The 10,641-nt window shown below is 48.2% G+C and carries 8 protein-coding genes and 2 rRNA genes; all 10 read left to right on the top strand.

What is annotated here, in order from left to right; translation table 11 throughout:
• Positions 1–257: ribosomal RNA gene (locus A3844_RS20465) — 23S ribosomal RNA — on the top strand; the annotation flags it as partial.
• Between the two features lie 77 nt (positions 258–334).
• Positions 335–451: ribosomal RNA gene (gene rrf, locus A3844_RS20460) — 5S ribosomal RNA — on the top strand.
• Positions 452–867: 416 nt separating this feature from the next.
• On the top strand, positions 868–2,040 hold the full coding sequence (locus tag A3844_RS20455) for a GNAT family N-acetyltransferase (RefSeq protein WP_074086499.1): 1,173 nt from the start codon (positions 868–870) through the stop codon (positions 2,038–2,040).
• A gap of 438 nt (positions 2,041–2,478) precedes the next feature.
• Positions 2,479–2,940, top strand: a complete 462-nt coding sequence (locus tag A3844_RS20450; protein WP_025707278.1) for a CtsR family transcriptional regulator — start codon at positions 2,479–2,481, stop codon at positions 2,938–2,940.
• 29 nt (positions 2,941–2,969) lie between these two features.
• On the top strand, positions 2,970–3,494 hold the full coding sequence (gene mcsA / locus A3844_RS20445) for a protein-arginine kinase activator protein McsA (RefSeq protein ID WP_074086500.1): 525 nt from the start codon (positions 2,970–2,972) through the stop codon (positions 3,492–3,494).
• Positions 3,495–3,522: 28 nt separating this feature from the next.
• Complete coding sequence (gene mcsB, locus A3844_RS20440) at positions 3,523–4,587, top strand: protein-arginine kinase McsB (protein WP_074086501.1); 1,065 nt, start codon at positions 3,523–3,525, stop codon at positions 4,585–4,587.
• Between the two features lie 36 nt (positions 4,588–4,623).
• Positions 4,624–7,092, top strand: coding sequence for an ATP-dependent protease ATP-binding subunit ClpC (gene clpC, locus A3844_RS20435; RefSeq protein ID WP_074086502.1), 2,469 nt, complete (start codon positions 4,624–4,626; stop codon positions 7,090–7,092).
• A gap of 227 nt (positions 7,093–7,319) precedes the next feature.
• Positions 7,320–8,687: a DNA repair protein RadA gene (gene radA / locus A3844_RS20430; RefSeq protein ID WP_074086503.1), complete on the top strand. Its 1,368-nt coding sequence runs from the start codon at positions 7,320–7,322 to the stop codon at positions 8,685–8,687.
• 10 nt (positions 8,688–8,697) lie between these two features.
• On the top strand, positions 8,698–9,768 hold the full coding sequence (gene disA / locus A3844_RS20425; RefSeq protein WP_074086504.1) for a DNA integrity scanning diadenylate cyclase DisA: 1,071 nt from the start codon (positions 8,698–8,700) through the stop codon (positions 9,766–9,768).
• Positions 9,769–9,833: 65 nt separating this feature from the next.
• On the top strand, positions 9,834–10,571 hold the full coding sequence (pssA, locus tag A3844_RS20420) for a CDP-diacylglycerol--serine O-phosphatidyltransferase (RefSeq protein ID WP_074086505.1): 738 nt from the start codon (positions 9,834–9,836) through the stop codon (positions 10,569–10,571).
• Positions 10,572–10,641 lie beyond the last annotated feature (70 nt).

Here is a 10,641-nt window from a genome sequence, read left to right as displayed (position 1 = left end):
TTTGAGAGGAGCTGTCCTTAGTACGAGAGGACCGGGATGGACGTACCGCTGGTGCATCAGTTGTTCCGCCAGGAGCATGGCTGAGTAGCTACGTACGGACGGGATAAGCGCTGAAAGCATCTAAGCGTGAAGCCCCCCTCAAGATGAGATTTCCCAGTATGTAAGACCCCTTGAAGACGACGAGGTAGATAGGTTGGAGGTGGAAGTGCAGCAATGCATGGAGCTGACCAATACTAATCGGTCGAGGGCTTATCCAAATCATAAAACGCAGATTCGTTTCGGATTCAGTTTTCAGGAATAAAGGTTCCTGAAGCATTTACGCTGTAAATGCCCGTTTGGTGGCGATAGCGGAGGGGTTCCACGCGTACCCATCCCGAACACGACCGTTAAGCCCTCCAGCGCCGATGGTACTTGGACCGAAGGGTCCTGGGAGAGTAGGACGTTGCCAAGCAGATAAGACCACTGTTGAGTTATTAACAGTGGCTTTTTTGCGTTGTGCACGGCTGTGGAAAAGCTGTGGATAATTTTCAGTAAGTCCAGAAAACTTACACACATGTGGATACAATTGCAGAGAGCGTTGTTTCCAGGATTCCTGAGGTGCAAATACATAATTCTGTGGATGAGTCAAGGTAAAAGCCGGATAATCCACGGTTTTTGTGGATAAAAAGTGGATTATGTGGACAAGTATATGGAAATAGTGGATAACTATTTTGCAGGATAATTAATTAAAAAAAATATGAATTAGTTCAGTTTTTTTCTGTGGATAACTTTTAGTGGGGGCCTTTTTCTCGAGATGATTAGCAACAGAGCCTTTTGCTTGTTATACTCTCATAGAGTGCATTACTAACAATGATGAGGTGAGCGGAAGTGGAAATCAGGCAATTGAAATCCGAGGAGTTTGAAGCAAGTCTAAGCTTGTCCGAATATGCTTTTAAATATAAGGTTGCGGGTGAAGAGCGGGCTGAAGAGAAGCTGAAATTTAAGCCAGAAAGAGTATGGGGGGTCTTCGAAGATGAAGTGCTTGGAGCACAATTGACATTGCTTCCGCTTCAGGTCTACATACAAGGCAGGGCCGTTCCTATGGGCGGGATAGGCGGGGTTTCTACATGGCCGGAGAACCGCAGACAGGGGCTTGTAGCCAAGCTTTTATCCCATACGCTGCAAACAATGAATGAGGCAGGTCAGACATTGTCCTTTTTGCATCCGTTTTTGATTCCTTTTTACCGGAAGTTTGGCTGGGAGGTCTATTGTGAGTATAAAAAATACTCCATACCAGTGGATAAGTTTCCAAGGAAAACTGAAATTCAGGGGACTGTAAAGCGTGATTCCGCAGGTCTTGATACATTGGAGGAACTCTACAGTAGATTTGCCGCTGAATATAACGGCACTCTGCAGCGTGATGCGGACTGGTGGAAGCGGAGTGTATTGGATGACCAAATACACCACTGTGTTTTTTACTCGAAACTTGGTGAGCCAGAAGGATATGTGCTGTATAAACTAATCAATAATGAACTGATCATTGATGAATTTATTTACTTGAACGAAGTGGCGCGTCAGGGCTTGTGGACATTTCTTGCCAACCACGATTCAATGATAACTGGAGCTTCTCTCAAGCAAGTACCTTCTGACGATATTCTCCCGTATTTGCTTCCGGACCCGCGCATTCCACAGGAAAATTATCCATACTTTATGGGGCGGATTGTGAATGCACAAAGGTTCGTGGAGAACTTCAACTTCCGACCCGTTAACAACCTTGAGAGTAGAACTCTGTATATTGAAGATGAGCATGCACCTTGGAACAATGGCTTGTGGTTATGGACTGTATCCGAGGACGGGGCAGCAACGTTAAGTTGCTTGGAAGGGGAAAAGGCCTCTGCTGAACTGAATTGCACCATAGGTACGCTTACTGTTCTGCTGTTAGGGTACAAGCGGCCGGGAGAACTGGCCAGATACGGGCAGCTAAAAGCAAACCCAGCAGAATTGGAATGGCTGGAAAAGGTCATCCCGCAGGCGAAAACGGCATTGTTTGATTTTTTCTAATCCTGTAATTTAAGACTCTCCCGTCTTCATAATGAAGCTGGGGGAGTTTTTTGCCAAATGAAAGTCAATCGAAATCACTATTCAAAACCTTGGTTTATTCACAATGGTTAGAATACAATTGCCCTAAAACGTAAAAAATAAAAGCAACCACTTGGAATTCAGTGAGAATGTGTTATAATATGAAAAAAGTCAAAGAAAGTCAAAGTCAACGCAGCTCGAATTCAATTTATTGAAGGAAGTAGAGACAATGGTGGCAGGCTCTTCATTAATGGCTTTTTTAGTATATCTCCGGAATGATGCTGTATTGCACTCTAAGTACTGAGGTATGAATGTAGTTTCGATTCGTGTCTCTGTTCATGGGTTAAGTTCTATAGAGATCATTGCCGGACGGATGTACAGTCAGTTGCACTATAAGCTTTGAACACTGGAGGATGAGTGATGCGTAATATCTCTGATATTATCGAACAATATCTGAAGAATATTTTGCATGAAAGTCCCGAAGGTACGGTGGAAATTCAGCGCAATGACCTGGCGGACCAGTTCTCATGCGTGCCGTCTCAGATCAATTATGTCATTAGTACACGCTTTACTTTGGAAAAGGGTTATGTAGTCGAGAGCAAACGTGGCGGTGGTGGATACATCCGGATTCAGCGTTTTGAGCTGCCCCAGAATGTCGCCCTGTACGCACATCTCAATTCTACAATCGGAAAAGATATCGATCAAAATTCCGCCGAAGGACTGATTTATCAGCTGGAGGAGGCCCGGTTTCTAACCAAGCGTGAAGCGTGCCTATTGCGCGCTGCTGTTTCCCGGGAATGCCTGACGGTTAATCTGCCGTACCGGGATGAGATTCGTGCCAAGCTAATGAAGGCTATGCTTATCTCTTTATTGGGCAAATAATGGTCAAATCTTAAGGAGGGACACCGCTTATGCTTTGCCAGGAATGCGGGGTCAAACCGGCAACACTCCATTTCACAAAGATTGTGAACGGAGAGAAGACGGAGTTTCATATATGTGAAAGCTGCGCGCGGGAGAAAGGGGAGCTCATTCCTGGAACTTCTGGAGGATTCTCCATTCACAGTCTGCTGTCTGGTCTTCTGGATCTGGAAGGAGCAGGCAAGGGGAAAAATGCAGCTGCCCAGACCGTACAGAGTCTGAAATGTGAAAATTGCGGAATGACTTACTCCCAGTTCAGCAAGCTTGGTCGTTTTGGCTGCAGCTCCTGTTATAAATATTTTGACAGTACGCTGGACCCGCTCTTCAGACGGGTTCATGGCAGCACCGCTCATGTGGGTAAGCTGCCGAAACGTGCCGGAGCAAAGATCATGTGTAAACGCCAGATTGATGAACTGAAGCAGGAACTGCTGCATAGTATCGCACAGGAGGAATTTGAAACCGCAGCTGAGCTGAGGGATCAGATCCGCCAGCTTGAAAAAGAAATGCCACAAGAGTAAAGTCTTTGATATATAGGGGGGATACGACATGTCAAGTCTCCGGTTTACCGAACAAGCCCTTAGTGACTGGATGCGCTGCGGTGGCAGCCATTCCGAGATCGTCATCAGCAGCCGGATGCGGATCGCCCGCAACCTGGAGCATCTGCCCTTCCCTTTGCTGGCTTCGGCAGAGCAGTCGGAAGAGGTGCTGGATCAGCTCGCTCCTGTTTTCCAAGGAGAAGCAGCTGCGGATTTCGGCAACTTTCAACTCTTGAAACTGGATGAGCTGGATGAGCTGGACAAAAAGGTGCTTGTGGAAAAGCATCTCATTAGCCCTAACCTCGCTAACGAGTCACGGGGTGGCGCAGTCATCCTGAATGAGGACGAGTCGGTCAGTATTATGATCAACGAAGAAGACCATTTGCGCATTCAGTGTCTGTTCCCCGGTCTGCAGGTCAGAGAGGCTTGGGTAAGGGCGACAGCCATTGATGATATCTTTGAAGGCTCAGTCAATTACGCCTTTGATGATCGAAGAGGGTATTTGACCAGTTGTCCTACAAATGTGGGTACAGGGCTTCGCGCATCGGTTATGGTCCACTTGCCCGCACTTGTGATGACCCACCAGATCAACAGGATTTTATCCGCTGTCAATCAGGTAGGACTCACGGTAAGAGGGATTTATGGTGAAGGCAGTGAAGCGGTAGGGAATATCTTTCAGATCTCCAACCAGATCACGCTTGGCCAGACAGAAAGTGAAATTATCGAGAATCTCCATGGCGTAGTTACCCAGATTATTGAGCATGAGCGCAACGCGCGGGAACGGCTGTTGGTAGATTCCGCTTTGCGGATTACAGACAGAATCAAACGTTCTTACGGGATTTTATCGTACGCGGCGGTAATGGAGCTAAAAGAGTCTGCACAAAGGCTCTCCGATCTAAGGCTTGGAGTTGATCTTGGTATTTTGGAAGGACCGTCGATTTCAGTCCTCAACGAGCTGAATGTAAAGACACAGCCGGGTTTTCTGCAAAAAATGTTCGGCGACGAGCTTACAGCCACCGAACTCGATATGTACCGGGCGAAGCTGCTCCGGGAGACACTGGGATCACAACATTAATTATAGATATTTATTATCCGTGGAGGTGCAGGGGATATGATGTTTGGAAGATTTACGGAACGCGCACAAAAGGTGCTTGCGCTGGCGCAGGAAGAAGCCGTTCGTTTGGGACACAATAACATTGGGACAGAACATATTTTGCTCGGCCTGATTCGTGAAGGAGACGGCATTGCCGCTAAGGCTTTGATCGGTTTGGGTCTAGGTCTTGAAAAAATTCAGGACGAAGTGGAAACACTGATCGGCCGGGGACAAGAGCAGCCTACAAACATTGCTTATACTCCTCGTGCCAAAAAGGTTATCGAGCTGTCGATGGATGAAGCTCGTAAACTGGGCCACACTTATGTGGGAACAGAGCATATCCTGCTCGGGCTTATCCGCGAAGGCGAGGGTGTAGCCGCCCGTGTACTCAATAACCTTGGAATCAGCCTGAATAAGGCCCGCCAGCAGGTTCTACAGCTTCTGGGCAGCAGTGAAGCTACTTCGAGCCATAGCGGTGCTCCAGCCAATGTCAGCACGCCTACGCTGGATGGTCTGGCCCGCGATCTGACCGCTTATGCCAAAGACGGCAATCTGGATCCTGTCATTGGCCGCAGCAAGGAAATTGAGCGCGTGATTCAAGTGCTTAGCCGCCGCACCAAAAATAATCCGGTCCTGATCGGTGAACCTGGGGTAGGTAAAACAGCAATTGCCGAAGGTTTGGCGCAAAAGATCATCAACAATGAAATTCCGGAGACCCTGCGTGACAAGCGCGTAATGACTCTGGATATGGGTTCAGTGGTTGCCGGTACGAAATACCGCGGTGAGTTCGAAGACCGCCTCAAAAAAATTATGGATGAGATTCGTCAAGCGGGTAACATTGTACTCTTTATCGATGAGCTGCATACCCTGATTGGTGCTGGAGGTGCGGAAGGTGCGATTGATGCTTCCAACATCCTGAAGCCTGCTCTAGCCCGTGGAGAACTGCAGTGCATTGGTGCCACCACACTGGACGAATACCGCAAATATATCGAGAAAGACGCAGCTCTTGAGCGCCGGTTCCAGCCTATTACAGTGGATCAGCCGTCTCCGGAAGAAGCTGTCCAAATTCTATACGGTCTTCGTGACCGCTATGAGGCCCATCACCGGGTGAAGATCACAGATGAAGCTATCGTGGAAGCTGTGAAGCTGTCAGACCGTTACATTCCGGATCGTTTCCTGCCGGATAAAGCGATTGACCTGATTGATGAAGCAGGCTCCAAGGTAAGACTCAACTCTTACACGATCCCGCCAAATCTCAAGGAACTTGAAATGCGTCTGGATGATATCCGCAAGGAGAAGGATTCTGCTGTACAGAGCCAAGAGTTCGAAAAGGCTGCTGCACTGCGTGATACAGAGCAAAAAATCCGTGAGGAATTGGATACCACCAAGAACCAGTGGAAAGAAAAACAAGGCCGGACTGATTCTCAGGTTACACCAGAGGATATTGCTCAGGTGGTAGCCAGCTGGACAGGTATCCCTGTCAGCAAGCTGAAGGAAGAAGAGACTGACCGTCTGCTCAACATGGAGGCTCTGCTCCATGAACGTGTCATTGGTCAGGATGAAGCCGTGAAGGCAGTCAGCCGGGCACTCCGCCGGGCGCGTGCAGGCCTCAAAGACCCAAAACGTCCAATGGGTTCGTTTATCTTCCTGGGACCAACAGGGGTTGGTAAAACCGAGCTGGCGCGTGCACTTGCTGAAGCCATGTTCGGTGACGAGAATGCGGTAATCCGTATCGACATGTCAGAGTATATGGAGAAGCATTCCACTTCCCGTTTGGTCGGAGCGCCTCCAGGGTATGTGGGCTACGAAGAAGGCGGGCAATTGACCGAGAAGGTTCGCCGCAAACCATATTCTGTTGTGCTTTTGGACGAAATTGAAAAAGCTCATCCGGAAGTATTCAACATTCTGCTGCAGGTGCTGGAAGACGGCCGTCTGACCGATTCGAAAGGTCGTGTCGTCGATTTCCGCAACACACTGATCATCCTCACCTCCAATGTCGGAGCGCAGGCGATCAAGAAGAACTCGACACTTGGCTTTACGGCTGTACAGGATGCCGGAGCGGATTACACCAACATGAAGGGTAAAGTTATGGAAGAGCTGAAGAAGAGCTTCCGCCCTGAGTTCCTGAACCGTATTGACGAAATCATCGTCTTCCACTCCCTGGATGAAAAACACATTGCCGAAATTGTTACGCTTATGTCCGAGGAATTGCGCAAGCGGCTGCGTGAGTATGATGTGGACTTTGTGCTCACAGATGGAGCTAAAGCATTCCTGGCCAAAGAGGGATATGATCCAGCCTTCGGTGCGCGTCCGCTACGTCGGGCGATTCAGAAGCACATCGAAGACCGTCTCTCCGAGGAACTGCTAAAGGGCAACATTCAAAAAGGGGATTCCCTTAACATTGATGAAGTTAATGGTGAACTTATAGTAACAAAAGTGGAAACTCCGATTGCTGTTACACAGGAAAATGAGGTTGGAACAGAATAACCTTTACTTGGTTGAAACAAAGCTTCCACTTCTCCGTATGGAGAAGTGGGGGCTTTTTTGCGTAAAGGTACCTCGATGTTTAATTAAGCAATCATTCAGGCAGGTTAATGAAGTAGGATTCAAAAGTAGATCTTAAGTGACCTTCCGTTCAGTGTGCAGAAATGGTAAACTTTGAGTAAGAGAAATTTATCCGCAATTTTAGCAAGTTCGGACGGATAGGAGAGCACATGGCAAAACCAAAAACTAAATTTTTTTGTACCGAATGCGGCTATGAATCGCCAAAATGGTTCGGGAAATGTCCCGGCTGCCAGGCTTGGAACTCCATGGTGGAAGAGACAGAAATTGTAGTCAAAACACAAGGCATGAATGCACCGATTTTTCAAAGTAAAGAAAAGGCGCAATCGATCATAAATATAGAAAGTGACAAAGAGCCGCGTATCCTGACAGGCATTGGAGAGCTTAACCGTGTGCTGGGGGGAGGGATTGTTCCCGGTTCTCTGGTGCTGGTAGGTGGAGATCCGGGGATTGGTAAGTCGACGCTCCTGCTGCAGACTTCGCATGCGCTGACAACCCAGGGATTACGGGTGCTGTACATTTCAGGAGAAGAATCGGTCCGGCAAACAAAGCTTCGTGCGGATCGCCTTGGGGCGCTTTCTGCAGAGCTTTATGTGCTGTGTGAGACTAATATGGAGAGCATTGAAGAAGCGATTGAGCAGATTCAGCCCCAGTTCCTGGTCATTGACTCTATTCAGACTGTATTTATGCCTGAGGTAACAAGCGCACCCGGCAGTGTGACACAGGTTCGGGAATGTACGACAAGATTCATGCGGATCGCCAAAATTCGCGGGATTGCTACGGTCCTTGTAGGACATGTAACGAAAGAAGGGGCAATTGCAGGGCCACGCATGCTGGAGCATATGGTCGATTGTGTTCTCTATTTTGAAGGGGAGCGTCATCATACGTACCGTTTGCTGCGTGCAGTCAAGAACCGGTTTGGATCCACAAATGAGATCGGGATTTTTGAAATGGGAGAAATCGGGCTTACTGAAGTGGAGAATCCTTCTGAGCTGTTCTTGTCGGAGCGTCCGCTCGGAGTTGCTGGGTCAGCGGTTGTAGCCAGCATGGAGGGAACCCGGCCTGTGCTTGTTGAGCTTCAGGCACTTGTAGCAGCTACCCACTTCCCTTCTCCACGGCGGATGTGTACAGGTATGGACCATCAACGGATGGCTCTGATCATTGCCGTTCTGGAGAAGCGGATGGGGATGTTTTTGCAAAACCAGGATGCTTACTTGAATGTGGCTGGTGGGGTAAAGTTGGATGAGCCGGCTATTGATTTGGCAGTTGCCATTAGTATCGCCTCCAGCTTCCGGGATATTTCAACTAAGCCTTATGATGTTTTTTTTGGTGAAGTTGGACTTACGGGAGAAGTAAGAGGGGTCTCACGTGCGGAAACGCGTGTGAAAGAGGCAGCCAAGCTTGGGTTCCGGAGAGTCATTATGCCCGAGAAAAGCATGAAGGGCTGGAAGCATCCGCAGGATATCCAGATTATTGGCGTCAGCACCGTAGCAGATGCACTAGCGGTCGCGTTAGATTAGGGGGCACAGAATGACAAAGGAATTAGAAAATATGAACGATCTGCTCAGAATGGCGGCACCGGGAACACCTTTCCGGGAAGGTCTGGAAAATGTGCTGCGGGCAAAGACAGGAGCGCTCATTGTTGTCGGATATAGCCCTGAAGTGATGGAAGTTGTCGATGGCGGCTTTTCGATCAACTGTGATTTTTCACCCAATTACTTGTATGAGCTGGCCAAAATGGACGGTGCGATTATTTTAAGCGAGGATTTGAAACGGATTCTGTACGCAAATACGCAACTGATTCCAGATTCCTCCATCTCCTCAATCGAGACAGGAATCCGGCACCGTACAGCAGAGCGTGTTGCCAAGCAAACCGGCAAGCTGGTGGTTTCCATTTCCCAACGCCGCAATATAATCACACTGTACCAAGGCTCCATCCGGTATGCGCTCAAAGAAATCGGTTCGATCCTGGCCAAGGCCAATCAGGCGATCCAAACTCTGGAGAAGTACAGAGCAGTGCTAACACAGAGTTTGACCAATCTGTCTGCTTCCGAGTATGAAGGGATTGTCACTGTCGCTGAGGTGGTTGGAGTCATCCAACGCGTGGAGATGGTGCTTCGGATCAAGATGGAAATCAAACGCTATATCAACGAGCTCGGCAATGAAGGACGCCTGATCAGTATGCAAATGGAAGAACTGGTTGGAAATACAGAGGAAGAAGCATGGCTTCTGTACAGAGACTATGCAAGAGAGGAACAGGAGGACAAAATCCGCGAAATCATCTCCGGACTCAAGCGAACCAGCGACGACGATCTGATGGATGACAACCATATTGCCCGATTACTGGGATATTCATCTACGGCGATTGCTTCGGAGGAAGTGGTAACGCCGCGGGGCTACCGCTTGCTGAACAAAATCCCAAGACTGCCTAATGTGATCATACACAATCTGGTGGAAAGGTTTGAAATGCTGCCTAACCTGATGACGGCGAGCATTGCAGAATTGGATGAGGTGGACGGTATCGGCGAAGTGCGTGCCCGTAATATTCAGGACGGACTCAAACGGCTGCAGAAACAAGTTCTTATTGACAGGCAAATGTAAATAACATACAATCACGTAATATTGGAGACGTTGTTGCTCAATAGTAGGAAAATAGAGGTGAAGAAATGATACAAAAATCAATTCCGAGTTTGTTTACCATCGGTAACTTAATGCTTGGAATGTTTGGTATCATGATGGCGTTTGACGGTAAACTGAGCATGGCCGCTATCATGGTGATTATCGCTATGCTGTTAGACGGGTTGGATGGTCGTGTTGCACGGGCGCTGAAATGCGAAAGTGAATTTGGCAAGGAGCTGGACTCATTATCCGATGTCGTTTCCTTTGGAGTTGCGCCGGCGCTGATCATGTACATCACTAGCCTGCAGGATTTGAATTCTGCATTAGGCTGGACCGTAACGGCGATTTTCCCGGTATTCGGTGCGCTTCGTTTGGCCCGTTTTAATGTCCGTCCCGGTATCCCTGGATATTTTGTCGGGTTGCCGATTCCGGCTGCGGGAGGGGTGCTGGCTACACTAGCGCTTTTTCATAAGGATGTATCGGCCCCATTTATGATTGTAGTTACGCTGCTGCTGTCTTATCTTATGGTCAGCACGGTTAAATATCCGAATTTTAAAAAAGTGGGCCTGCCCAAAAAGGCGGTTGTTGGCGCCCCTGTTGTGATTGTTATAGCTGTTGCGGTTGCCGTGATTTTTCCCGAGCAAATCGCCAAGCTAATCTTTGTACTTCTTGCATTGTATGCATTGTATGGTTTTAAACAAAATATCGACCGGCTGACGGCTCGTCGCCGTCACCGTCGTAGACGGCGTTCAGAAGATAAAATATATCACTCCAAAAATGGATAATAAGTTGCTGCGGGACTAACATGCTCAAGAGAACTATAGGATTTTAATAATTATATATGTAAGGAAAAGA

Source organism: Paenibacillus helianthi (assembly GCF_001909055.1).
GTDB classification, from domain to species: domain Bacteria; phylum Bacillota; class Bacilli; order Paenibacillales; family Paenibacillaceae; genus Paenibacillus_AQ; species Paenibacillus_AQ helianthi.
Note: the sequence above shows the minus strand (reverse complement) of the source record. Positions and strands in the feature narration are given on the sequence as shown.

What these genes read in the sequence shown, in the direction of transcription:
- mcsA (WP_074086500.1), top strand. Translation starts at nt 2,970, where the DNA reads ATGCTTTGCCAGGAATGCGGGGTCAAACCGGCAACACTCCATTTCACA.
- clpC (WP_074086502.1), top strand. Translation starts at nt 4,624, where the DNA reads ATGATGTTTGGAAGATTTACGGAACGCGCACAAAAGGTGCTTGCGCTG.
- A3844_RS20450 (WP_025707278.1), top strand. Translation starts at nt 2,479, where the DNA reads ATGCGTAATATCTCTGATATTATCGAACAATATCTGAAGAATATTTTG.
- pssA (WP_074086505.1), top strand. Translation starts at nt 9,834, where the DNA reads ATGATACAAAAATCAATTCCGAGTTTGTTTACCATCGGTAACTTAATG.
- mcsB (WP_074086501.1), top strand. Translation starts at nt 3,523, where the DNA reads ATGTCAAGTCTCCGGTTTACCGAACAAGCCCTTAGTGACTGGATGCGC.
- radA (WP_074086503.1), top strand. Translation starts at nt 7,320, where the DNA reads ATGGCAAAACCAAAAACTAAATTTTTTTGTACCGAATGCGGCTATGAA.
- disA (WP_074086504.1), top strand. Translation starts at nt 8,698, where the DNA reads ATGACAAAGGAATTAGAAAATATGAACGATCTGCTCAGAATGGCGGCA.